Source organism: Aquabacter sp., from assembly GCF_965279295.1.
GTDB lineage: Bacteria > Pseudomonadota > Alphaproteobacteria > Rhizobiales > Xanthobacteraceae > Aquabacter.
Map to the genome: position 1 here is coordinate 31858 of NZ_CBDIHQ010000008.1, position 22249 is coordinate 54106.

19 protein-coding genes, 2 other RNA genes and 1 pseudogene are annotated in these 22249 nt (G+C 66.2%); 12 read left to right on the forward strand and 10 right to left on the reverse strand.

The annotated features are described in order from the left end of the window. Window positions 1-334: 334 nt before the first annotated feature. Entirely contained in the window at window positions 335-814 is a 480-nt protein-coding gene (locus ADADO0_RS02690; RefSeq protein WP_511303548.1) for an HIT domain-containing protein, read from the reverse strand. Between the two features lie 48 nt (window positions 815-862). On the opposite strand from ADADO0_RS02690, the gene ffs reads away from it, so the two are divergent. The 3 genes and pseudogenes from ffs (at window position 863) to ADADO0_RS02705 (ending at window position 3299) form a co-directional block, all read left to right on the forward strand. Then, window positions 863-961: signal recognition particle sRNA small type (gene ffs, locus ADADO0_RS02695), an RNA gene on the forward strand. 135 nt (window positions 962-1096) lie between these two features. After that, window positions 1097-2966: pseudogene (locus tag ADADO0_RS02700) on the forward strand (DNA polymerase III subunit gamma/tau). Window positions 2967-2978: 12 nt separating this feature from the next. Beyond that, window positions 2979-3299 carry a YbaB/EbfC family nucleoid-associated protein gene (locus ADADO0_RS02705; protein ID WP_511303549.1) on the forward strand — a complete coding sequence of 107 codons (321 nt, stop codon included), beginning with the start codon at window positions 2979-2981 and terminating at the stop codon, window positions 3297-3299. Between the two features lie 46 nt (window positions 3300-3345). Here ADADO0_RS02705 and ADADO0_RS02710 read toward each other — a convergent pair whose 3' ends face one another. Further along, on the reverse strand, window positions 3346-4098 hold the full coding sequence (locus tag ADADO0_RS02710; protein ID WP_511303550.1) for an SDR family oxidoreductase: 753 nt from the start codon (window positions 4096-4098) through the stop codon (window positions 3346-3348). A 116-nt stretch (window positions 4099-4214) separates the two neighbouring features. On the opposite strand from ADADO0_RS02710, the gene ADADO0_RS02715 reads away from it, so the two are divergent. Then, window positions 4215-4649, forward strand: a complete 435-nt coding sequence (locus ADADO0_RS02715) for a winged helix-turn-helix transcriptional regulator (RefSeq protein ID WP_511303551.1) — start codon at window positions 4215-4217, stop codon at window positions 4647-4649. Here ADADO0_RS02715 and ADADO0_RS02720 read toward each other — a convergent pair. Together ADADO0_RS02720 and ADADO0_RS02725 are read right to left on the reverse strand one after the other, a co-directional pair. After that, on the reverse strand, window positions 4646-5032 hold the full coding sequence (locus ADADO0_RS02720; RefSeq protein ID WP_511303552.1) for a group III truncated hemoglobin: 387 nt from the start codon (window positions 5030-5032) through the stop codon (window positions 4646-4648). The two genes, ADADO0_RS02715 and ADADO0_RS02720, sit on opposite strands and share 4 nt — an antisense overlap. Beyond that, a complete protein-coding gene (locus tag ADADO0_RS02725) occupies window positions 5029-6180 on the reverse strand; it encodes an HPP family protein (protein ID WP_511303553.1) in 1152 nt (383 codons plus the stop codon). The genes ADADO0_RS02720 and ADADO0_RS02725 overlap by 4 nt, the downstream gene beginning before the upstream one ends. Before the next feature lie 195 nt (window positions 6181-6375). Between ADADO0_RS02725 and recR the strand changes: the two genes are divergently transcribed. From recR to ADADO0_RS02740, 3 genes are all read left to right on the forward strand, one after another. Continuing rightward, the gene (gene recR, locus ADADO0_RS02730; RefSeq protein WP_511303554.1) at window positions 6376-6981 is read left to right on the forward strand and encodes a recombination mediator RecR; all 606 of its coding nucleotides are present in this window, start codon (window positions 6376-6378) and stop codon (window positions 6979-6981) included. A 100-nt stretch (window positions 6982-7081) separates the two neighbouring features. Further along, window positions 7082-7498 carry a hypothetical protein gene (locus tag ADADO0_RS02735; RefSeq protein ID WP_511303555.1) on the forward strand — a complete coding sequence of 139 codons (417 nt, stop codon included), beginning with the start codon at window positions 7082-7084 and terminating at the stop codon, window positions 7496-7498. Window positions 7499-7558: 60 nt separating this feature from the next. Further along, entirely contained in the window at window positions 7559-9847 is a 2289-nt protein-coding gene (locus ADADO0_RS02740) for a TonB-dependent receptor (RefSeq protein WP_511303556.1), read from the forward strand. 75 nt (window positions 9848-9922) lie between these two features. Here ADADO0_RS02740 and ADADO0_RS02745 read toward each other — a convergent pair whose 3' ends face one another. From ADADO0_RS02745 to ligA, 3 genes are all read right to left on the reverse strand, one after another. Continuing rightward, on the reverse strand, window positions 9923-10420 hold the full coding sequence (locus ADADO0_RS02745; RefSeq protein WP_511303557.1) for a ferritin: 498 nt from the start codon (window positions 10418-10420) through the stop codon (window positions 9923-9925). Window positions 10421-10477: 57 nt separating this feature from the next. Further along, the gene (locus ADADO0_RS02750) at window positions 10478-10717 is read right to left on the reverse strand and encodes a hypothetical protein (RefSeq protein ID WP_511303558.1); all 240 of its coding nucleotides are present in this window, start codon (window positions 10715-10717) and stop codon (window positions 10478-10480) included. A gap of 190 nt (window positions 10718-10907) precedes the next feature. Further along, the gene (ligA, locus tag ADADO0_RS02755) at window positions 10908-13382 is read right to left on the reverse strand and encodes an NAD-dependent DNA ligase LigA (RefSeq protein ID WP_511303559.1); all 2475 of its coding nucleotides are present in this window, start codon (window positions 13380-13382) and stop codon (window positions 10908-10910) included. A gap of 122 nt (window positions 13383-13504) precedes the next feature. Here ligA and ADADO0_RS02760 point away from each other — a divergent pair, with 122 nt between their 5' ends. After that, window positions 13505-15466, forward strand: coding sequence for a c-type cytochrome (locus ADADO0_RS02760; protein WP_511303560.1), 1962 nt, complete (start codon window positions 13505-13507; stop codon window positions 15464-15466). Window positions 15467-15618: 152 nt separating this feature from the next. Here ADADO0_RS02760 and rnpB read toward each other — a convergent pair. From rnpB to ADADO0_RS02775, 3 genes are all read right to left on the reverse strand, one after another. Then, window positions 15619-16012, reverse strand: an RNA gene (gene rnpB / locus ADADO0_RS02765) — RNase P RNA component class A. A 40-nt stretch (window positions 16013-16052) separates the two neighbouring features. Then, a complete protein-coding gene (locus ADADO0_RS02770; RefSeq protein ID WP_511303561.1) occupies window positions 16053-16826 on the reverse strand; it encodes an N-acetylmuramoyl-L-alanine amidase in 774 nt (257 codons plus the stop codon). A 168-nt stretch (window positions 16827-16994) separates the two neighbouring features. Continuing rightward, complete coding sequence (locus ADADO0_RS02775) at window positions 16995-17702, reverse strand: TerB family tellurite resistance protein (protein WP_511303562.1); 708 nt, start codon at window positions 17700-17702, stop codon at window positions 16995-16997. Between the two features lie 297 nt (window positions 17703-17999). Between ADADO0_RS02775 and ADADO0_RS02780 the strand changes: the two genes are divergently transcribed. The 4 genes from ADADO0_RS02780 to ADADO0_RS02795 all read left to right on the forward strand — a co-directional run bounded on the left by ADADO0_RS02780 (window position 18000) and on the right by ADADO0_RS02795 (window position 22185). Beyond that, the gene (locus tag ADADO0_RS02780) at window positions 18000-18473 is read left to right on the forward strand and encodes a division/cell wall cluster transcriptional repressor MraZ (protein ID WP_511303563.1); all 474 of its coding nucleotides are present in this window, start codon (window positions 18000-18002) and stop codon (window positions 18471-18473) included. Next, on the forward strand, window positions 18470-19501 hold the full coding sequence (rsmH, locus tag ADADO0_RS02785) for a 16S rRNA (cytosine(1402)-N(4))-methyltransferase RsmH (protein ID WP_511303564.1): 1032 nt from the start codon (window positions 18470-18472) through the stop codon (window positions 19499-19501). The genes ADADO0_RS02780 and rsmH overlap by 4 nt, the downstream gene beginning before the upstream one ends. A 6-nt stretch (window positions 19502-19507) precedes the next feature. Next, entirely contained in the window at window positions 19508-20185 is a 678-nt protein-coding gene (gene ftsL / locus ADADO0_RS02790) for a cell division protein FtsL (RefSeq protein ID WP_511303565.1), read from the forward strand. A gap of 233 nt (window positions 20186-20418) precedes the next feature. Then, the gene (locus ADADO0_RS02795) at window positions 20419-22185 is read left to right on the forward strand and encodes a peptidoglycan D,D-transpeptidase FtsI family protein (RefSeq protein WP_511303624.1); all 1767 of its coding nucleotides are present in this window, start codon (window positions 20419-20421) and stop codon (window positions 22183-22185) included. Window positions 22186-22249: the final 64 nt, after the last annotated feature.

The following is a 22249-nucleotide window of genomic DNA, read 5'->3' on the forward strand; positions in this document are numbered from 1 at the left end:
GGGGGCACCATCGGCGAGACCGAGAAACAGCGGGCTCCCGGCGCCGAGGTCACGGGCGTGGGCCGGCTCGAACAGCGGATCGAGCGTATCCCCCACCTTGCGCGCCGCGACCAGTTCGCCCCCCAGCAGGTAGGTGCGGGCATCCCCTTGCGCGAACAGGGCCTCCGCCTCAGTCCGGCGGTGTGCGGCGCGGTCGAGCGGATTGTCGATATAGCCGAGGATCGGCGCGGCGCCGAGATCGGGGAAGGGGGCTGGTCATGGGGAGCGCGCCTGAGGCGATGGAGAGGTGGCGGACGGTGGCACGGGCCGGCGGGGGTGGCAAGCTGGGCCGTTTCTAATCAGGCGCGAGGGCCAAGGCGGCGCGAAGCGCGGTGGCGCGTCCCTCCAGGTCCGCGCCGAGCGGCGCGCGGGTGCCGACGCCGAACATGGGGCCGGGCCATGCCGCATCCCCCGGTGTGCGTCCGACGATGTGGACATGAAGCTGCGGCACCATGTTGCCCAGCGCCGCCACATTGAGCTTCACGCACCCGCTCACCGCCTTGAGCGCGGCGGAGGCGGCGGCGATTTCCTCCATGAGGACGGCGCGCTCGTCCGCTGACAGATCGATGATCTCCACCGCTCCCGCGCGGCGCGGCACCAGGACAATCCAGAAGAAGCGCGCATCGTCCACCAAGCGGACATGGCAGAGCGGGAGGTCGCCGAGGGCGGGGCCCGTCGGCGGCGAGGGCGGGGATCGAGGGCGAATGTCATGGCCGGAGTTGTGCGGCGGGCTGTCGGCGCGCGCAAGCGGGGCTGGAAGGCTCCGCGTCCCCATCACGACACCCGGCTTGCCAAATCGGTCCTTTCGCACGATATAGACGCCGGGAGGTTGGCGGTGGACGAGCCACTCGCCAATCGGGTCAGATCCGGAAGGAAGCAGCCCCAACGAGCCCGGTCTCGGGTCTCTGACCAGCCTCCCACCTTCTTCACGCACAGATCGCCCCCGCAATTCACCGGGGGACCGCAGCGCAAGGCTCACGCCTGCGCCTGCGCGATGCTATGAAGGACCATGAGCGCGGATACCCCTGAACACCCCCCCGGCGACGACACGGCCGACATGCCCAATTTGGACATGCCGGGCCTGGATATGCCGGGATTCGACCTCGGTGCCCCACCGGCCCCGGTGCCGGTCGCGGCGACGCCGTATCGGGTGCTGGCGCGCAAATACCGGCCGCAGACCTTCGTTGACCTGATCGGCCAGGAAGCGATGGTCCGCACGCTCTCCAACGCCTTCAGTTCGGGCCGCATCGCCCAGGCCTATATCCTCACCCGGGGTCCGGGGCGTGGGAAAGACCACCACCGCGCGGATCCTGGCGCGCGCGCTCAATTACGAGCCCATGGAAGGCGGCGGGCGGCCGACGCTGGACCTCTCCGTGTTGGGCAAGCACTGCCGCGACATCATCGAATCGCGCCATGTGGACGTGATGGAGATGGACGCCGCGTCCAACACGTCGATCAACGACATCCGCGAGATCATCGAGGGCTCGCGGTACCGCCCGGCCATGGCGCGGTACAAGGTCTACATCATCGACGAAGTGCACATGCTCTCCACCGCAGCATTCAACGGGCTGTTGAAGACGCTGGAGGAGCCGCCGGAGCATGTGAAGTTCATCTTCGCCACCACCGAAATCCGCAAGGTGCCGGTGACTGTACTCTCGCGCTGTCAGCGTTTCGATCTGCGGCGGGTGGATGCGGGTGTGCTGGCGCAGCATCTCGCCGGCATCTGCGTGAAGGAAGGCGTAGAGGTCGAGAGCGAGGCGCTCTCCACCATCTCCCGCGCCGCCGAGGGCTCGGTGCGCGATTCGCTCTCGCTGCTGGATCAGGCCATCGCCCATGGCGGGGGACGGGTCGGGGCGGAAGAGGTGCGGCGCCTGCTGGGTCTTGCCGACCGCGCCCGCGTCATCGATTTGTTCGAGGCGCTGATGTCCGGCGACACGCTCAAGGCGATCCGCGAGTTCCGCGAGCAGTATGACGCTGGCGCCGACCCGGCGGTGATCCTCACCGATCTCGCCGAATTCACCCATCTGCTGACCTGCTTCAAGCTGGTGCCCGAGACCGCCGCCGATGCCTCTCTCGTGCAGGCGGAACGGGAGCGCGGGTCGGAGATGGCCGCCAAGCTCTATATCCGCGACCTCTCGCGGGTCTGGCAGATGCTTTTGAAGGGCATCACGGAGACCCAGCAATCCGCTAAGCCGGCCCAATCCGCCGAGATGGTGCTGGTGCGCATCGCCTATGCGGTGGATCTCCCCACCCCCGAAGAGGCGCTGCGCAAGCTGAGGGAATTGCAGGACACGCCCCAGTCCTCGGCCCCGTCCGCGTCCAGGCCCGCTCCCCAGTCCGGACCGTCAGCGTCCGGGCCATCAGCCGCTCTCGCGCCGACCAATGGTGGCGGTGGCGCTCGGCTCGCGGTGGCGGCGCGAACCGAACCTCAGATGCAGGTGCGTGCAACCGCTCAACCCCAGCCTCAGCCGGAGCCGCAAGGTCCGCGCCTTGAGCGGTTGGAGGATCTGGTGGCGCTGGCGAGCGCCAAGCGCGATCTGCTGCTGAAGCATGCGCTCGAAACCTATGTGAAGCCGGTCCATTTCGAGGATGGGCGCATCGAGTTTGCGCTCGCGCCGGGCGGCAGCCCCAATCTGGTGCAGGAATTATCCAAGAAGCTCGCGGACTGGACCAGCAAGCGTTGGATGGTGTCCTTCACCTCCAGGGACGCCGGCGCGCCGACCCTGGCCGAGACCAACGCCGCGGCGAAGGCGCAGCGGGAGGACGGCATCCGCGCCGACCCGCTGGTGGCGGCGGTGCTGGCGAAATTCCCCGGCGCGCAGATCGTCGATGTGCGCACCCGCGAAGAGACGCCCGACCTCGGGCTCGCCCCGGTGGAGGAGGATGCCTATATGGGTCCCGGACCGGACGACGAACTGGAATATTGAGGAGAGGGTAAAATGCGCGACCTGATGGGCATGATGAAGCAGGCGAAAGAGCTTCAGGAGCGCATGCAGCAGATGCAGGCCGAACTGGATTCGGTCGAGGTGGAGGGCGTCTCGGGCGGGGGTCTCGTCTCGGTGCGCCTGACCGCCAAGGGAGATCCCAAGGCGATCCGCATCGACCCGACGCTTCTGAAGCCGGACGAGGGCGAAATTCTCGAAGACCTGCTGGTCGCTGCCATCTCCGACGCCCGCCGCAAGGCCGAGAGCGTCATGCAGGACAAGATGTCCGCACTCACCGGTGGCTTGCCGATCCCGCCCGGCCTCAAACTGTTCTGAGTGACGCGCCCAGGCTCGGGTCGGACCCGAGCCTGGGCCAAGGGCCTCAATGCGCCCCGTTGAGCATGCCGAACACCGCCTTGTAGTTTCCGCTCGCTTCCGCGTTGCGCAGGAACTTGACCCGCGCGACGGCATTCTCGTGCGCGTCCGGGTTGGCTTCCAGCAGCCCCACGGTCTCGCTGATGAAGGCGTCCAGCGGCATGGAGTTTGGGTTGGTGTCGTGGCCGGGCATCAGTTCGGTGGCAACCGCCGGGGGCGCCAGCTCGATCACCTGGACCGGCGTGTCGCGCAGCTGGAAGCGCAGTGATTGGCTGTAGGAATGCATCGCCGCCTTGGTGGCATTGTAGGTCGGCGTCGCTGCCAGCGGCACGAAGGCGAGGCCCGAGGTGACGTTGATGATGGTCGCGCTCGCCTGCCGGCGCAGATGCGGCAGCAGGGCTGCGATCAGCCGGATCGGCCCCAGCAGATTGGTGGCGATGGTCGCCTCGGCGTCGGCGAGATCGAACGGCTCGGCCAGCAGGTCTTCCGGGCGCATGATGCCGGCATTGTTGATGAGCACGTTGAGCGCCGGATGCGCCTTCGTCACCTCTTGCGCCAGCGCGGTGACGCCGGCCTGTGTCTCCACATCCGCCGCCACATAGGACATGCCGGGATTGCCTGACACAACCGCCTCCAGGGCGCTCTTGCGGCGTCCGGCGATGATGACGGTATTGCCCGCCGCCTGAAGCGCCTTTGCGAGCGCCGCCCCGATGCCGGAGCCGCCGCCGGTGATGAGAATGGTGTTGCCTGCGATCTTCATGGCTTCAGCCTCTTTAAAAAAGAGCGGGTGAACCGCCTGTGATGCTGATATAAACCCACGCTCCCTATTGGGAAGTAGGCACTAAATATATCCATACATACCTAAAAGAGAGTGTCATGGCTGCCGAGAGTGCTCCCGCATCCGCCAACCCCCAAGGGGCCAATTCAGGCCATGCCTATCCCGAAGACCTCGACCCGCGCGTCGAGGCGCTGGTGGATGATCTGATCGGCCGGGTGGCGGACAAATGGACCATGCTGATTCTGGAAGTGCTCACCGAGCATGGCGAGCAGCGGTTCACCCGGATCGGCGAACTGGTGGGTGGCATCAGCCAGAAGATGCTGACGCAGACCCTGCGCCACATGGAGCGCGACGGCCTGCTGGTGCGCACCGTGCATCCGGTGATCCCGCCCAAGGTGGAATACCGCCTCACCGATCTCGGTCTGACGCTCGCCGAGGCGTTCTGCGGGGTCTGGAGCTGGGCCGCCGCCAATCTGGACCGCATCGAGGGCGCCCGGCAGGCGTTCGATGCCAAGGCGGGGAAGAAGGATTAGGCGCGGCCCAACTTTGCGGGGTCGAACAGGATGCCAGCCTGAAGGCTGCGGGCGATGCGCGTGGCGGTTTCGACCAGCACTGTCGCCTGCGCCGGGGAGAAGCGTTCGTGCGCGGTTTCCCGCCACAGCCGAAGCCAGACCGGAAACAGCGGGGCAAACGCCTCGGGCTTCAGCGGCAGGGCTTTGTGGACTGCCAGCGGATTGCCCTTGTAGCGTCCGGCCTTGAGCATGACCGAGCACCAGAAGTCGGTCAGCGTGTCCATATGCTCCGGCCAGTTCTCGACCGCCGCATTGAACACAGGACCGAGCGCGGGATCGCACCGCACCTTGGCGTAGAACGCATCCAGCTGGCCGCGCAGCGCGGGCTCATCGATGTCGCTCATGCGCTCAGCCGGTCCCGGAACAGGGCGGCGATCAGGTCGGATTGGGTAACGATGCCGGCGAGCTGGTCGTTGGCGTCCACCACCGGCACGGCATGCAGCCCGCCGTCCGCCATAAGGGGCACGAGGTCTGCGATCGGGGTGTGAGGGCGCGCGGCGCGGACATTCACGGTCATGATCTCCTGTACCGACCCCTGGGGCGCGCGGGCAAGCCTGACCACATGGCGCAGGCGCTGCGCGAGGGAAACCCGCGGACCTGCGCTGCCCCATGCGGCTTTATCCAGCAGATCGCTCTGGGTGACGATACCCACCACCCGCGCGTCTTCCGTCGTGACCGGCAGCGCCTTGACCGCGTGTCCGCGCAGCAGGTGGAGGGCGGCCCGCATCGAGGTCTCCGGGGAGACGGCGGTGACATCGCGCGACATGATATCGGCGCAGGTGATCTCGCCGGAGCGGCGGGCATAGGCGCGCACCTCGGCAAGGCGCAGAACTTCCGCGAGATCGGAGCGGCTCACGTCCAGCAGCCGGTCATATTGCGCCAGCGCGGCGTCGAGATCCGCCGCCGAGAAGCCGAGCCGGGCCGAGGGCGGCTGGTCTTTGTTCTCGCGCGGCGCCGTTGCCGCCGGGGCGGGATAGGGGCGGCCGGTGAGGGCGTTATAGGCGAGCGCTACCGCCAGCAGCAGCACCGAGTTCAGCAACACCGGCGTCAGCACGAAACCGTAGCCGGCGGCGTGGACCGCATCGCCCCCGAGTACTGCGGTGAGTGCCACGGCGCCGCTGGGCGGGTGCAGGCAGCGCAGGGCTAGCATGAGGCCGATGGCGATGCCGCCCGCGAGCCCCGCCGCCAGGAACGGATCAGGCACGAAGCGCGCGGCGGTGACACCCACCACGGCCGCCACGAGATTGCCTGCGATCAGCGACCAGGGCTGCGCCAGCGGGCTCGACGGCACCGCGAACAGCAGCACCGAGGAGGCGCCCATGGGCGCGATCAGCAGCGGCAGCGCGGAATCCGGCCCCAGGGCGAGGCGCGTCGCGACGCCTGTGACGACCAGACCGATCAGCGCGCCGACAGCCGCGCGCAGCCGTTCAATCGGACTGACGGGGGCAAGCGTGGGCGCGAAACGTTTCAGAACCAGGGAGATTTGGGACATGGCGATGAGCGGCGATCCGGGGGAGGGGCTTCCCGTTGGCAACGGCCGCGACTGAGTCCGGACGCTCCATCGGCCAGGACTTTAGCAACTTGCCTATTCATTGGGCAATCCTGTCATGGGTCTGCCAGCCATGGTTCTGTGGCGCCGGCGCGCCGCACGCGCTACATGCGGAACAGCGCCTCAAGAAAGCCCGCCATGCCCCGTGCCGTCGCCGGCCCCGAGATCGAACGCCTGATCCAGTTGCTCGCCCGCCTGCCGGGCCTCGGCCCGCGCTCGGCGCGCCGGGCGGCGCTGCACCTCATCAAGAAGCGCGAGGCATTGATGGCGCCGCTCACCACGGCGATGGGTGATGCCCTGGGCAAGATCGTGGAATGCCACGTTTGCGGAAACGTGGATGTGCGCGACCCTTGTACGGTCTGCACCGATCCCCAGCGCGAGGCCGGCACCCTGGTGGTGGTGGCGGACGTGGCCGACCTCTGGGCTCTGGAGCGCGCGGCGGCCCTTCGGGCGAAATACCATGTGCTCGGCGGCGTGCTGTCGCCGCTGGACGGCATCGGCCCCGACGACTTGAATCTCGGAAAGCTGGTGGAGCGGGTCCACCGCGATGCCGTCTCCGAAGTGATCCTGGCGCTGGGCGCCACTGTGGATGGGCAGACCACCGCGCATTACATCACCGATCTTCTGCGCGACCTTCCGGTGAAGATCACGCGCCTCGCTCATGGCGTGCCGGTGGGTGGTGAATTGGACTATCTCGACGAAGGCACGCTGTCCGCCGCCATCCGCGCCCGGACGCCGATCTAAAGCCGGACCGCGACGGCATGGAGCATCGCCATCGGTCGGGTGACGTGCCACCTTGCCTGCGGGATAAGGCCGGGCGGATGCTTGGCCAAGGGACGAGCGCATGATCGGGAGGCGGGGAAACGGCAGGGCGGGGCGGGCGCATGACGCGCGTGCCTTTCTATCTGTCGCCCTCGCCTATGCATTCCTGCTCCAGACATTGCTGTCGCTGGCGCTGTTCACGCAGCATTCCATGGCGGCGGCAACGCCCGATGCCGCGTTCTTCCTGTGCCATGGCTCTGATGCGGGTGTCCCCGATCCCGAACGCGGCGAACGCCAGAATACCGCCCGCCTCGCCGCGCCCTGTGCCTTCTGCGCGTTTGCTACCTCAGGCACCGCCGCACTCCCGCCGGACGTCAAGGTTCTGCCGCTGGTCCGCTCCTTTGCGCTGCTGGCGCAGCCGGAAGCGCCGGCCTTCACGCCCCCTGCGTCCGCGCGTTCCACCACCCGCCTCTCCCAGGGACCTCCGGCAACGGCGTGATCCGAGCCGGCCGAACGGCTGCTCCATCCCCCCGATCATCAGCCATTCCCGGAGAAGACAATGTCGCGCCTGTTGCGGGCCGCCGGCATGCTCGCGGTGTCCGCCGTCCTGAGCCCTGCCCTCGCCCAAACCATCGAATTGCCAGACGTAAACGTGGACGCGGGGAACGCGCCATCGTGGGCGCCCCCGCCCATCAAGGAAAAATACAGCCTGCCCCAGACCAGCCAGAGCATCACCGCCAGCGAGATCGAAACGCAGGTGAACGCGGTGGATGCCGAGGACAGCGTGAAATATTTCCCCAGCCTGTTCGTGCGCAAGCGCAACAGCGGCGATACCCAACCGGTGCTGGCGACCCGCACCTGGGGGGTGAATTCCTCGGCCCGCAGCATGGTCTATGCGGACGACACGCTGCTCTCGGCCTTCATCGCCAACAACAACACCCTGGGTGCCCCGCGCTGGGGCATGGTGACGCCGGAGGAGATCGAACGGGTCGATTTCCTCTATGGCCCGTTCGCCGCTGCCTATCCCGGCAATTCCATCGGCGGCGTGCTGCTGTTCACCACCAAGATGCCGGACACATTCGAGTTCAATGCCAAGCAGACCGAGGCGCTCCAGACCTTCAGCCGCTACAACACCTCGGGCGATTATTTCACCAGCCAGACCAACGTCTCCACCGGCGACCGGCAGGGCAATTTCTCGTTCGTCATCAGCGGCAATTACCAGAACAGCTACAGCCAGCCGCTGGCCTGGATCACCACGCCGGGCGTGCCCGCCGGCACATCGGGCATCATCCCGGCGCTGAACAAGCTGGGCCAGCAGGCCAATGTCGCCGGCGCGGGCGGCCTGCTCCACACCGAGATGGCCAATCTGAACGGCAAGTTCGCCTGGGACATCACGCCCTGGCTTAAGGCGAAATACCAGGTCGGCCTGTGGGCCAACGATGCCACTTCCTCGGTCCAGACCTATCTGCGCACGGCCACCGGCCAGGCGACGTTCGGCGGGCTCGCAGGCTTTGCCAGCAGCAATTACACGCTGAGCCAGCAGCACCTGATGAACGCCTTCTCGCTGAAGACCGACACCGGCGGTGCCTGGGATTGGGATCTGGCGCTGTCGCGCTACGATTATCTGGACGACACCCAGGCCAGCCCGTTCGGCGTCACGACGCTCGCCAACTTCACCACCAACGGCAAGGTGGCGAACCTCACCGGCACCAATTGGATGAACGGCGACCTGAAGGCGATCTGGCGCCCAAACGCCGAGCACGAGGTGAGCTTCGGCATTCATGCCAACCGCTATTATCTCAACAGCCCCACCTATGCGGTGCCGGTCTGGAACGCAGGCGTCACCACCTCCGGCCAGCTTTACACCGATAGCATCGGGCAGACCCAGACCCAGGCGCTATGGGCGCAGGACGCCTGGAAATATGCCTCCGACATGACGCTGACCCTCGGCGGCCGGCTGGAGATGTGGCGGGCGTCGGACGGCTTCAACCTCGCCACCACGACCACGTCGCTCGGCGTCATCACCGGCACCACCACAGTCTCCCAGCCGGAACAGGATGCGACGCGCTTCTCACCCAAGGCATCCTGGCAGTGGCGGCCGCAGGACTGGACCATCACCGCCTCGGTCGGGCAGGCCTATCGCTTCCCGACCGTGACCGAGCTGTACCAGATCGTCCAGACCGGCTCGGTCTATGCCGTGCCGAACCCCAACCTGGTGCCGGAAGATGCGCTGAGCGCGGAACTGGCGATCGAGCGCGACATCGGCAATGGCCGTGTGCGCGTGTCGTTCTTCAACGAGCATGTGGAGGACGCATTGATCCAGCAGACCGCGTTCCTGCCCAACGTCGCGGTGCCGGTGAATTATGTCAGCAACGTCCAGGCGATCCGCAACACCGGGATGGAGATCGCGATCAACAAGCGCGATGTGGTCGTGCAGGGGCTCGAGCTGTTCGGCAGCCTGACCTATGTGGATTCGCGCATCCTCGCCGATCCCACCTACACCAACAGCGCCGGCCAGTATGTGAACGTGGTGGGCAATCATGTGCCTTATGTGCCGGACTGGCGGGCCACCTTCGGGGGCACCTACACGCCGGACGCGTTCTGGTCCTACACAGTGGCGGCGCGCTACAGCGGCAAGCAATATTCCACGCTGGAGAACAACGACGTCATTCCCAACGTCTATGGCGCGTTCGACAGCTTCTTCGTGGTGGATGTGCGGGTGCGATACAGGGTCAACGACAACGCCAGCTTCAGCTTCGGCGTGGACAATCTGAACAACGATTCCTACACGCTCTTCCATCCCTTCCCTCAGCGCACCTTCATCGCCGACGCCAAGATCACGTTTTGACGAGATCACGTTCTGAGGTCTTTACGCAAAACACTTATGCCCGGGCGTGGCCCGGGCATAAGCCGTGGTTAAGTCTCAGCTCGCCTTGGCGAGGCCGGCGAGTTCCTTGTCGAGCAGATAGAGCGAGTTCGGGCCTTCGCCGATCAGCTCGATCTTGTCGAGGATCTGACGGCAGAGCTTCTCTTCCTCATGCTGCTCGGCGGCGAACCACTGGAGGAACTGGTCGGTCTCGTAGCTGTGCTCCTCGCGGGCAAGCTCGATCACGTCGTAGATGTTGCGGCTGACCTTGCGCTCTTCTTCCTGCACGCGCAGGAAAAGTTCCTTGATGTCGGCGGCTTCCACCACCGGCTGAGGAAGCGCGTTGAAGGAGATCGGCGCACCGAGATCGTCGAGGAACGCAAAGAACTTCAGCATGTGCGTGAGTTCTTCGGCGGCGTGCACGAGGAGGAAGTCCTTCGCGCCCTCATAGGCCTTGCCCGAGGCCCAGGCCGCAGCTGCGAGATAGACGTGATGAGCGGCAAGCTCACCGTTGAGAAGATCGTTGAGCTTGGCTTCAAGCTTTGCACTGACCATTTTACACTCCAGGGTTCTGCCGGCGGTTCTTCCGCGGCGTTGAAAGAAAAGGCGAAATCAGCCGCCGGGGCTCCCACCAGACGTGTGTCCGAGCAGCAAGAGGTTGAGCACCGGGCGAATGGCGGCGGGCCAGATCACGACGCGGATCCACGGCCGGTTCACCACCAGCGGCAGAATGGCGAACGGAAGCTGGATCGAGAAGACGACCTGGATCAACACCAGGATCTGCACCGGCTGTGCGTGCGTCAGGATGGCGGAGCGCGGGTGTCTGCAGAATGCCCCCGACTTGCGTGCCATGCGACCCCCGCCATGTGCTTCGCCCTGCGGCAAGCTATCGAGGACTGCGGGGGGATCAATGACCCGGAGGCGGTAAAGGGCTACATTATAATTCGTCTAATCCTAAGGATTACCAAGAGATTCAGTGCCTGCAAGACCCGAGGAAAGCTTCTGGAGGGCTTCCGAATTTGTCGCAGGCCGGCCCGCGCGGTCATCCCACCAGCTCGAACCACGCGTCTTCCGTGATCACGCGCACTCCAAGTCCCCGCGCCTTATCGAGTTTTGAACCGGCGCCCGGTCCCGCCACCACCAGATCGGTCTTGGCCGACACCGAGTTGGCCACCTTGGCGCCGAGCCGTTCCGCCATGGCCTTGGCCTCGTCGCGGGTCATCTTTTCGAGGGATCCCGTGAACACCACGGTCTTTCCGGAGACCGGCGAGGTCGAGGTCGAGGTTTCGGTGAGCGGTGCGACCTGCACCTGTTCCAGCAGCTCATTCACCAGTGTGCGGTTGCGCGGCTCCACATAGAATTCGCACAGCGAGGAGGCCGCCACCTCTCCCACATCGGGAACTTCGGCGAGGGTGATGAACGCGGTGCGGGGCATTTGCGCCCGCGCATCGGCCAGGGCCAGGAGAATCTGGTCGTCCGAACCGTAAAAGGTGCGCAACGAGACCCGTTGGCGCGCATTCACCTCGGCGCGGTCGAAGACGCTGCGCAAGGTGGCTTCGGGCAAGGCAGTCGCGGGAGCTGAAACCTCATCGCCGGCCGTACCGATCGCCGCCGCCAGCGCCTCTGCGGTCTTTTTGCCGACGGAAGGCACGCCGAGCAGGCTCAGCCAGGCTTCGCCGGGGCGGCCGGGTTCCGCCTGCACCAGCACGGCGAGAAAAGCCTCGATGCTGCGATACTGCTTGGCGAGGGCCTTGGACGTCGCCTCTCCCACATGGCGGATGCCGAGGGCGTAAAGGAACTTCGCAAGGCCGATCTCGCGCCGGCTTTCGATCGCCGCAAGCAGGTTCTCGACACCAAGAAACTGGCGCTTCTCCTGCGTCAGAACGGTCTTTCGTGTCTTTCCGGTCTCGGCCTCGCGTTGCTGCGCGCGCAGTTCCCTCTGAGCCAGGAACGCCTTGCGCAAAGCCTCGCTGTGCGTGTGCAGCCGGAAGATGTCGGCCGGTGTCAGCACGAGCCCGGCATCGAACAGGAGCTGAACATTCTCGTCGCCCATGCCCTCGATATCGAAGGCATTGCGCGAGACGAAATGGCGGATGCGCTCCACCGCCTGCGCAGGGCAGATCAGGCCGCCGGTGCAGCGGCGGATCGATTCATTCTCCTCGCGAACCGCATGGGAGCCGCAAGCGGGGCAGAGGTGGGGAAAGACAAAAGCCGCCGCCCCTTCTGGGCGCCGGTCCAGCACCACGTCCACCACCTGGGGGATGACATCGCCGGCGCGCTCGACGGTCACGAAATCGCCGATGCGGATGTCGATGCCGCCCCGGATCGGCTGGCCGTCGCCGCCGACACCGCGGATATAATCCTCATTGTGCAGCGAGGCGTTGGACACCACGACGCCCCCGACAGTGATCGGGGTCAGCTTCGCCACCGGCGTGAGCGCGCCGGTGCGGCCCACCTGGATGTCGATGTCGACCAGTTGCGTCACCGCCCGCTCGGCCGGGAATTTATGGGCGATGGCCCAGCGCGGCGACCTGGCGATGAATCCCAGCCGGCGTTGCAGGTCGAGCCGGTCCACCTTGTAGACCACACCGTCGATATCGTAGCCCAGGCTCGCCCGGCGCTCGCCGATCATGCGGTAATGGGCCAGCAATTCTGCGGCGGAGCGGCACAGGACGGTGAGGTCGTTGGTGGGCAGGCCCCAGCGATGGAACGCCTCCACCACGCCGTGCTGCGTGTCGGCGGGCAATTCCGGTGCCTCCCCCCAAGCATAGGCGAAGAAACGCAGCGGGCGGCTAGCGGTGATGGCGGAATCAAGCTGGCGCAGCGAGCCGGCGGCTGCGTTCCGGGGATTGGCGAACGCCGGCTTGCCGGCCTCAATTTGCCGGGCGTTGAGGGCGAGGAAATCCTCCGCGCCCATATAGACCTCGCCGCGCACCTCGATGATCGCGGGCACGTCGTCGCCGGTCAGGCGCTCGCGGATCTGCGCGATGGTGCGGACATTGGCAGTCACGTCCTCGCCCACCGCCCCGTCGCCGCGCGTCGCCGCGCTCACCAACCGCCCGTCTTCATAGCGCAGCGAGCAGGACAGGCCGTCGATCTTGGGCTCGGCGGTGAAAACCACCTCTTCGTCGTCCCCCAAGCCGAGGAACCGCTTCACCCGCGCCACGAACTCCTCCACCTCCTCGTCCGAGAAGGCGTTGGCGAGCGACAGCATCGGCACCGCATGGGTAATCTTGGCGAACCTGGAAGAAACCGTCGCGCCCACCCGCTCGGAGAGGCTCTCGTCGGTCTTCAGCTCAGGGAACCGCGCCTCGATGTCCTCGTAGCGTCGGCGCAGCCGGTCATACTCCCCGTCGGAGACCAGGGGGGCATCGTCCTGATAATAGCGCCGGTCGTGACCGGCGATTTCGTCCGCCAAGGCAGCGATTTCGTTGGCAGCATCCTCGCGCGCAAGATCCGCAACCGGAACGGCGCGCAGGGAGGAGGGGGCGGATGGGGACGGGGAGGACGCAGTCATGGCTGACCGTTTTCGCTCAGAGCGAGGCCCCCGGCAACAGGTCGCGGAAGAAGGCAGGTGCCTTCCCATTGCCAAATTGTAAGATGTCCAAGATAGGTGATGCGTTGCGGAGGGCTGGAGCGATGGCGGGTATGTGGAAATTGGCGGCGATCGCGACTGCGGCGGCCTCGATCGCGGGGTCGGCCTGGGCGCAGACACCGCCGGCTCCGGCGGCGGGAGATGACGCGTCGCTGGTGGATCGCGGTGCCTATATCGCCCGCGCAGCGGACTGCATGCCCTGTCATACCGGCGATCCCAAGAAGCCCTATGCGGGCAATCTCGGCTTCAACACGCCTTTCGGCACCATGTTCTCGGTGAACATCACGTCCGACCCCACCTATGGCATCGGCAAGTGGACGTTCCAGGATTTCAAGAACGCGGTGCATGACGGCGTGCGCGCAGATGGCGCCTATCTTTATCCGGCGATGCCGTTCGACGCCTACACCGGCATGTCGGACGACGACCTGAAGGCGCTCTGGGCCTATGTGCGGCGCATCCCCGCCATTGCCGAGCCGCGCCAGGAGAATCAGCTCGGCTTCCCGTTCAACATCCGCCTCGGCCTGCTGGCCTGGCGTGAACTGTTCTTCGACGCCGCCTATTGGAAGCCGACCACCGGCAAGAGCGCCGAGTGGAACCGCGGCTCCTATCTGGTGGAAGTGCTGGGCCATTGCTCGGATTGCCACACGCCCCGCAACCTGATGGGCGCGGTGAAGGCCAAGCAGCACTTCCTCGGCGCCGACATCGATGGCTATTGGGCGCCCAGCATCGACAGCGCCAAGCTGAAGTCGGACGGCTGGACCAAGGACACGCTGATTCAGTTCTTCACCAACGGCTCGGTGCCGGGGAAGACGGAAGTGTTCGGCCCCATGGCGGAAGTGGTGCGCGAAAGCCTCGCCTATCTCACCACTGCCGACCGCGCCGCCCTCGTCACCTATCTCCTCGACAGCCCTCCGCCGAAGGATGTGCCGGCCCCGCAGGCCGCCTCGCCGCTGCCAGCTGACGTCTTCCAGCAGGCAGCTAAGCTCTATATCGACAATTGCGCGCCCTGCCATCAGGCGGGCGGCGTCGGTTCGAGCGTCATTCCCGCACTTGTCGGTAACCCGGCGGTGAATGCCGCCGAGCCGTACAACGTCATCATGGCGGTGCTGGGCGGCCTGCCTGCGGGCGGCACCTACGGCCCGATGCCCTCGTTCGCCGGCCGGCTTTCCGACCAGCAGGTGGCGAACCTGGTGAATTATGTCCGCACCGCCTGGCATAATGGCGGCAGCGCAAACGCGACGCCTGCCATGGTCTCCGCATGGCGCGCCACCGCGAACGTGCCGAACTACGGCACGCAGCAGGCGTCCGCCTTCAACTGCCCGCAGGTGGGCGGCGCTCCCGGCGCGCCCGGCCCGGATGCGCAGGCGATCTCCTCCCTCACCAAGATGATGCAGGGCGGCGAGCGCGAGACCCGCGTGCTTATCACCGCCTATCAGAACGCGGACACCGACGCCTCTGCCGGCACGGTGGTGGACGCGCTGACGGCGGCCTATTGCCCGGTGGTGGCGCAGACCCAGCTTCCCGACTGGCAGAAAGCCGGTGAGCTTCAGCGCTTTACCCTCCAGGTGGCTGCAACCATTTCCGAGGGCCTCTCCCCCACGCCGATGCCTGCGGTGTCCACCATCTGGGCGACCCCAACCGGCACCTCGCTGGTGGCGCGCCAGCCGACCAGCATCGCCGCGCAGCTGACCTGTCCGGACCCCACGGCCGCCAACAAGCTGGTGCCCAAGCCTTTGGTGGATGCTGCGGTCGGCCTTCTCGGCAAGCCGACGATCCCGGTGACCGGCGATGCCGCCACCAAGTTCGCCAGCACGCTTGTGCAGCAGAACCCCAAGGCGCGCCGGGCAGATGTGGCGAATGCGCTGATCGTGGCCTATTGCCCGCAGGTGGTGGCGAAGCCGAACTCGAGCGTGGCGGAGCAATATTCGCTGCTGACCAGCTTCGGCCAGCAGGTGATCCAGACGCTTCAGCTCGGCGCTCCCATGTTCAATGCGGCGAGCAAATAGCCTGGTTCGCGCCGGGGAGGGTTCTTCTCCCCGGCGTTTGTTTCAGCGGATAAGCGCGTTTAGCGCCAAGATACAATTTAAGAAATTGCGGAGGCGGGAGGCCGGGACATTGGGCGCAGGCCCGGCAGCGAAACACCCCGAACCGTGAAAGAAATACCAGCCGGCCTGTAAGCCGGGTTCTGTACGGCGGGATTGCTCCCGCGTGGCGACCATTCATCTGTGACGCCGGTTGCCCGGCGCCTCTAGCAGTCAACCCGGACGGCGGCCCGAAGACAGGGCTTCTCTGGGAGAAAGCGAACTTTCTCCCAGGGGTGCCGTCCCTATTTGACTTTGCTCCCGGTGGGGTTTGCCGTGCCGCTTCCGTTGCCGGTCGCGCGGTGGGCTCTTACCCCACCGTTTCACCCTGGCCCGCGCACGCGCGGGTGGTTTGATTTCTGTGGCACTTTCCCTGAGGTCGCCCTCGCCGGACGTTATCCGGCACCGTGTCTCCGTGGAGCCCGGACTTTCCTCGGCACCCGAAGGTGACGCGGCCGCCCGGCCGGCTGGTGCGGGAGCAATGGGCGACCAAGCCCGCCGCGTCAAGCACTTATGCCTCGGTCTGCGCCTCCGGCCGCGCCAGAATAAGTTCGCGCAATGTCATGATGGTGGAGGCATCGGCGACGCCATCCACCTTGGAGCGGCGGAAATGGCGCTGGAACGCCCGCACGACGGCCTCGGTCTCTGAGTCATAAGCGCCGGTCACCGCGATGCCGTAGCCGTAGAGCGCAAGCATGGACTGGAGTGCCGCCACCGGCTGGCCGGCATCGCCCAGCATGAAGAACCGCCCGCCCTGTGTGGGCGCCTCGTGCACGAGATGGCCGACGCCGGCATGATGCAGGAGGTGCCAGGGAAACTTCTCGCCGGGATCGTCCTTGCGCAGCGGCGCCACGTCGGAATGAGCCAGCACCCGGTCGGCGCGGATGGCGTGGCGCGCAACGATCTCGGCACTCAGTTCGGTCACCGCGATGATCTGGGGCTCGGGAAAATCGGGATAGCCCAGCGAATGGCCGGGATTGACGACCTCGATCCCGATGGAGCGGGAATTGATGTCCGCCATCCCCTCCCATTGGGCGAGGCCGGCATGCCACGCCCGCCGTGCTTCCTGTACCATCTGGATGATGGTCCCATCTTCCAGCACGACATAATGGGCCGAGACCTCGGCCTCGACCGCCCGCAGGCGCTCCACCGCCGCCTCGGCGCTGGCCATTCCGGTGTAGTGCAGCAGCAGCATGTCGATCGCCGCCCGCCGCTCCCCGTGGTTGGGCGAGGGCGCGAGCACGCCGACCAGGCGGCTGTCGGGCGGGAAGTGGTGGGTGGTCATCAGGCCTCGGTCAGCCGCAGGAGATGATCGGCAAGTGGAGTCTCGTTTCCTTCGAAGCTTGCGATCATGTCGTCAAGAAAGTCTGTGGGTTCAAGGTCTACCACGGTGAAACCGCTGGGGGCGAGGGCGAAGCCAGCGTGCGTGCGCAGGCTGTCGGACCGCCCGCCCTTACCGCGTCCCCCGCATCTTCTCGATCCGCGCATAGGCGGCGTTGACGGCGGCGACGCGATCGTTGGCGAGCTTCAGGGCAGCGGGCGGCAGGCCGCGGGAGGAGAGGCGGTCGGGGTGGTGCTCGCTCACCAAGGCGCGCCAGCGGGCCTTGATCTCAAGGTCGGTCGCATCGGGCGGCAGGTCGAGGACCGCATAGGGATCACCGGGCCGGCGCACATGGCGCGCCTCGATGCGCTCGTAGGCGGCGCCCTCGAAGCCGAGAAGCCGCGCCACCTCCTCCAGGAATTCCAGTTCGCGCTCGTGCAGCGCGTGGTCTGCCTTCGCGACGTGGAATAGGGCGTCGAGCAGATCCTCGCGGGTTTCGGGCTCGTCGGCGAACAAGGTGCCGATCTGTCGGGCATAGGCCTCGAAGCCGGCGGTGTCCTGCTTCGCGAGATCGAACACCCGCGCGACGCTGGGAAGATCCTCGGGCGGAATGTCGAAAACCTCGCGGAAGGCAGCGACTTCCAGCGGCACCACCACGCCGTCCGCCTTCGCCATCTTGGCGGACAGGGCGATCAGGCCGATGGAAAAGGCGGCCGGGCGTGGTGCCGGTGCCAGCAGGCGGTCAACGGCATGGCCCGCAAGAGCACCCACCAGGCCGCCGAGCGGCCCGCCCAGGGCAAGGCCCACCCCCGCACCGCCGATCAGCCCCACGTAAGCCATGGTCCCTCACTTTTCCTGATGCGATGTGTGCCACGGCTGGAGCCGCGCGGACAATGGGGCGAAGCGGCCCGATCTGTCAGGGTTTTCAACCTTTTTTAAGGTGTACGGACGGTAAATGGGGGCAAGCCGTCCCATGTGGATTCATTGACGTCCCATAATGCCCCATGATAACCCATAATTACCCAATTAAGCGATCTAGTGCCTGCGTATCGGCATTTGCGCTTCGTGTGGCGCCGCCTGTCGGCGGCGCGGGCGTTGGGTGGCGTTCAATCGAACATGAGGGGCAGAGCGCGCGTCATGGACCGCTTCGTGTCCACCTACACCATGCGCCTCGACGCGAAGGGCCGGGTCTCGATCCCCTCGCCCTACCGCGCGGTGCTGGCGAAGGATGGAACGGAGGCCCTGTATTGCCACCCCAGCCTCGCCGAGCCGGCGCTGGATGCGGGCGGCAACCGGCTGCTGGCGGAAATCGACACCTTGATCGCGCGCTATCCGCCCTATTCGGAAGCGCGCGAGGAACTGGCGGCCGCGCTCTACGGCACCAGCGAAACCATGAGGATCGACCCGGAAGGCCGGGTGGTTCTCACCGAGACCTTGAAGGCCCACGCCTCCATTGGGGATGCGGTGGCGTTCGTCGGGCTTGGCCACAAATTCAGGATCTGGGAGCCCGAACGTCTGCGTGCCCATCTCGCGGAGGCCACCGAGAAGGTGCGGCAGTTACGACGTTCGATCGGTTCCGGAGCGGAGAGCGGAGGAGGCATAAGGGAATGAAATCGGGCCGCGGGGTCGGGCCCACCGACGCCGCAGGCGGACCGGCCCGTCATCTTCCTGTTATGCTTGCGGAAGTTCTCGCGCACCTCGCGCCGAGGGATGCAGCCACTTACGTGGATGGCACCTTCGGCGCGGGAGGCTACACACGGGCGATCCTCGAGGCGGCGAATTGCCGGGTCCTTGGCATCGACCGTGACCCCACCGCCATCGCGGGAGGACAAGACCTCGTACGCGAGGCCCAAGGCCGGCTGACGCTGTCGCAGGATCGCTTCGCCAATCTCGACACCCTTTCCGCCGAGCTTGGCTTCGCGCCGCTCCACGGCGTGGTGCTGGATATCGGCGTCTCGTCCATGCAGCTCGACCAGGCCGAACGGGGGTTCTCGTTCCGCCGCGACGGCCCGCTGGACATGCGCATGGCCGATCATGGCGACACCGCCGCCGACCTCGTGGCCGACCTGCCGGAAGAGGAATTGGCGCACGTCATCTACACCTTGGGCGAGGAACGTCTGTCGCGCCAGATCGCCAAGGCCATCGTGAAGGCACGCGCGGAAGCGCCGATTACCCGCACCGCCCAACTCGCCGAGATCGTATCGAGCGTGGTGTGGGCTAAGCCCAACGAGATGCACCCGGCCACCCGGACCTTCCAGGCGCTGCGCATCGCGGTGAACGGGGAGCTTGACGAACTTGTGAGCGCACTCGCCGCCGCAGAGCGGGCGCTGAAGCCGGGCGGGCGGCTCGTCGTGGTGACGTTTCATTCCCTTGAAGACCGGATCGTTAAGACTTTTCTGGCACACCGAAGCAAGGCGCCATCCTCCTCGCGCCACATGCCGCAAGCCGAAGGACCGGCACCCTCCTTCCGCCTCCTGTCAAAGGGGATGGTGGAGCCCGGTTCCGAAGAAGTCTCGGTCAACCCGCGCTCACGCTCCGCGAAGCTTCGCGCGGCCGAACGCACCGAGGCACCGGCACACGGGGAGGGGGACCTACCGGGCCTGCGCCCGGCGCAGATGCAACGCCGCGGGCGGAGATGAAGCTGGATGTTTCGCATCGCCAACCTCGTTATGGTCCTGGCGCTGCTCGTGACTGCGGCCGTGGTGTATCAGGTGAAATACGCCTCCACGGCCGACGCCGAGCGCCTTGCACATTTGCGCCAGGCCATCCGCGCCGAGCGTGATTCCATTGCCGTGATGCGCGCGGAATGGGCGCGCCGCACTTCGCCGCTCTATGTCCAGGGGCTGGTGCAGCGCCATCTCGACCTTCAGGTGCTGAGCGTGGACGCCATGTCGACCCTCGACGACCTGCCGGACCGCACGGCGCCCAAGGGTGACGGCATCGGCGGCATGATCGAGGCGCTGAGCGACGCGCCGCTCACCACCTCGTCCATCAGCAAGCCGGAGCGGGCCACCACGTCGTCGTCTTCTTCTGCTTCGTCCTCCTCCACGTCCGCGAACAGCGGCGGCGCGGCTGTGTTGCCGGCGACATCGGCGCTTCGTCCGGCCTCGGCGCCGATTGCAGCGCCCAAGCCGCCTTCGGTGCCCACCGCTTCGCTGTCGGGGCAGCGCCCGGTTGCCGCCACCCGTGCAAGCGGGCCCGCCCTTGTCTCCGAGCCGCCCTCTATTCCCACGCCGCCGCCCGCCTCCTCCTCCCCCGTGGATGGGTTGGTGCGTGGTATCGGCAGCTTCTTCGGCCCCGTCGTCCCCTCCAGCGGGCACTGAGGAGCAAGATCATGAACCTGCCCTCCTTCAGGAACCTGCGCGCTTTCAGGCTCCCCGCCGTTTCGCTTCCCGCCGTTTCGCTTCCGGCGATCCCGGTTCCCGGCCCGGTGCGGACCTTCTTCCGCTTCCTGGGCCGGCTGATCGGCCGCGCGCTGATGACTGTCGTGATGACCGTGGTCGAGCTGTATCTCGGCCTCACCCACAGGGTCGCGCGGATCATCTACGGCGTCATCATGGGCTGCATCCGCTTCGCCGTCGGTCTGGTGCGCTTCAGCTTCAACTTCGCGCGCGGCACCGTGCGCGCCCTGTTCGGTCTCGACCGGCAGGATATGGAAACTGTCACCCGCGCCCGGCTGAAGCTGATCGTGGTGGCCTTCTGCCTGGTGTTCGTGGCGGTGGCCGGCCGGCTGACCATCCTGGCGATCTTCTCCGATCCCGACGGCGCACGCGGCGGTGGTTCGGATGCGGTAGCCTCCGCGCGGCCGGACATCATCGACCGCAACGGCGATACCCTTGCCATCGATGTGAAGTCGCCCTCGCTGTTCGCCGAGCCCAAGCGGCTGATTGATCCCGACGAGGCTCTGGAGGGCCTGCTCAAGGTGCTTCCCGACCTCGATGTAGCGGAAGCCCGCGCGCGGCTGAATTCCGGCAAGGGATTTGCCTGGCTGAAGCGCGAAATCACTCCGGCGCAGCAGCGGGCGATTTACCGCCTCGGCCTGCCGGGCATCGGCTTCGTGCGTGAGAACAAACGGGTCTATCCGGACGGGCCGACGATTTCCCACGTTCTGGGCGGCGTGAACGTCGACAACCAGGGCATCTCGGGCATCGAGAAATATATCGATGGCTCGGGTCTCGCCGAACTTCACCTCGCGGGCTTCGCCACCGACCGGCAGCAGGAGCCGCTGCAGCTCTCCATGGACGTGCGGGTGCAGAATGCGGTGCGCGATGAACTGATCCGCGCCAAGGACAAGTTCAAGGCCAAGGCGGCCATGGGTATCGTCACCGACGTGCGCACCGGCGAAATCATCTCCATGGTGTCGCTGCCCGATTTCGACCCGAATGTCGGCGGCAATCCCAAGGATGACGCCTACCTCAACCGCCTCACCACCGGCGTGTTCGAGATGGGCTCCACCTTCAAGTCGCTGTCGTTCGCCATGGCACTTGATTCCGGCAAGATCGGCCTCAACAATTCGTTCGATGCTCGTGGCGCGCTCTCGTTCGGCCGCTTTGCCATCCACGATTTTCACGCCGAGAACCGGGTTCTGACGGTGCCGGAAATCTTCCTGGTTTCGTCGAACGTGGGCACCGCCAAGATGGTGCTCAGCCTGGGCGTGGAAGCCCACAAGGCATTCCTCAAGAAAATGGGCCAGATGGACCGGCTGCGCACCGAACTGCCGGAAAGCGCCGAACCCATCGTGCCCAAGCGTTGGGGCGAGCTGAACTCCGCCACCATCGCTTTCGGCCACGGCATCGCGGTGGCACCGCTACAGGCGGTGATGGCAGTGAACTCGATGGTCAACGGCGGCTATCTCATCCCCCCGACCTTCCTAAAGCGGTCGCAGGCGGATGCCGAGAAGGTCGCTGTGCGGGTCTTGAAGCCCGATACCTCCGACAAGATGCGCTACCTGCTGCGCCTCAACGTGGAGAAGGGCTCGGGCAAGAAGGCGGACGTGGTCGGCTACATGGTGGGTGCCAAAACCGGGACCGCCGAAAAGGTCGTCGGCGGACGCTATTCCAAGACCAAGCTCCTGACCTCGTTCACCGCCATCTTCCCGATGGATAAGCCGCAATATCTGGTTCTCGTGATGCTGGACGAGCCGCAGCCGCTGCCGGAGACCTATGGCTATGCCACCTCGGGCTGGAACGCGGCGCCGACCGCCGGAAAGATCGTCGAGCGCATTGCTCCCATGCTGGGCGTCATGCCGCGCCAGAACCTGCCGACGGCTGACCAGATGCTGCGCGGCTATGCGGCGCCCCAGAAGGTCGCCGAGCGGCAGTGATCGCGCGGGGTTGAGCGAGAGGCAGTGAGTTTCATCCCTTCCCCTCAGGGGCAGGGCGGGGTGG

Excerpts from the sequence above, each read along its gene's own strand:
- ADADO0_RS02725 (WP_511303553.1), bottom strand. The coding sequence starts at position 6,180 with ATGTCCCAAATCTCCCTGGTTCTGAAACGTTTCGCGCCCACGCTTGCC.
- ADADO0_RS02775 (WP_511303562.1), bottom strand. The coding sequence starts at position 17,702 with ATGGCTTACGTGGGGCTGATCGGCGGTGCGGGGGTGGGCCTTGCCCTG.
- ADADO0_RS02690 (WP_511303548.1), bottom strand. The coding sequence starts at position 814 with ATGGGGACGCGGAGCCTTCCAGCCCCGCTTGCGCGCGCCGACAGCCCG.
- ADADO0_RS02740 (WP_511303556.1), top strand. The coding sequence starts at position 7,559 with ATGTCGCGCCTGTTGCGGGCCGCCGGCATGCTCGCGGTGTCCGCCGTC.
- ADADO0_RS02720 (WP_511303552.1), bottom strand. The coding sequence starts at position 5,032 with ATGAGCGACATCGATGAGCCCGCGCTGCGCGGCCAGCTGGATGCGTTC.
- ADADO0_RS02715 (WP_511303551.1), top strand. The coding sequence starts at position 4,215 with ATGGCTGCCGAGAGTGCTCCCGCATCCGCCAACCCCCAAGGGGCCAAT.
- ADADO0_RS02750 (WP_511303558.1), bottom strand. The coding sequence starts at position 10,717 with ATGGCACGCAAGTCGGGGGCATTCTGCAGACACCCGCGCTCCGCCATC.
- ADADO0_RS02735 (WP_511303555.1), top strand. The coding sequence starts at position 7,082 with ATGATCGGGAGGCGGGGAAACGGCAGGGCGGGGCGGGCGCATGACGCG.
- ADADO0_RS02710 (WP_511303550.1), bottom strand. The coding sequence starts at position 4,098 with ATGAAGATCGCAGGCAACACCATTCTCATCACCGGCGGCGGCTCCGGC.
- ligA (WP_511303559.1), bottom strand. The coding sequence starts at position 13,382 with ATGACTGCGTCCTCCCCGTCCCCATCCGCCCCCTCCTCCCTGCGCGCC.
- recR (WP_511303554.1), top strand. The coding sequence starts at position 6,376 with ATGCCCCGTGCCGTCGCCGGCCCCGAGATCGAACGCCTGATCCAGTTG.
- ADADO0_RS02760 (WP_511303560.1), top strand. The coding sequence starts at position 13,505 with ATGGCGGGTATGTGGAAATTGGCGGCGATCGCGACTGCGGCGGCCTCG.
- ftsL (WP_511303565.1), top strand. The coding sequence starts at position 19,508 with ATGTTTCGCATCGCCAACCTCGTTATGGTCCTGGCGCTGCTCGTGACT.
- ADADO0_RS02795 (WP_511303624.1), top strand. The coding sequence starts at position 20,419 with ATGGGCTGCATCCGCTTCGCCGTCGGTCTGGTGCGCTTCAGCTTCAAC.
- ADADO0_RS02770 (WP_511303561.1), bottom strand. The coding sequence starts at position 16,826 with ATGACCACCCACCACTTCCCGCCCGACAGCCGCCTGGTCGGCGTGCTC.
- ADADO0_RS02745 (WP_511303557.1), bottom strand. The coding sequence starts at position 10,420 with ATGGTCAGTGCAAAGCTTGAAGCCAAGCTCAACGATCTTCTCAACGGT.
- rsmH (WP_511303564.1), top strand. The coding sequence starts at position 18,470 with ATGAAATCGGGCCGCGGGGTCGGGCCCACCGACGCCGCAGGCGGACCG.
- ADADO0_RS02705 (WP_511303549.1), top strand. The coding sequence starts at position 2,979 with ATGCGCGACCTGATGGGCATGATGAAGCAGGCGAAAGAGCTTCAGGAG.
- ADADO0_RS02780 (WP_511303563.1), top strand. The coding sequence starts at position 18,000 with ATGGACCGCTTCGTGTCCACCTACACCATGCGCCTCGACGCGAAGGGC.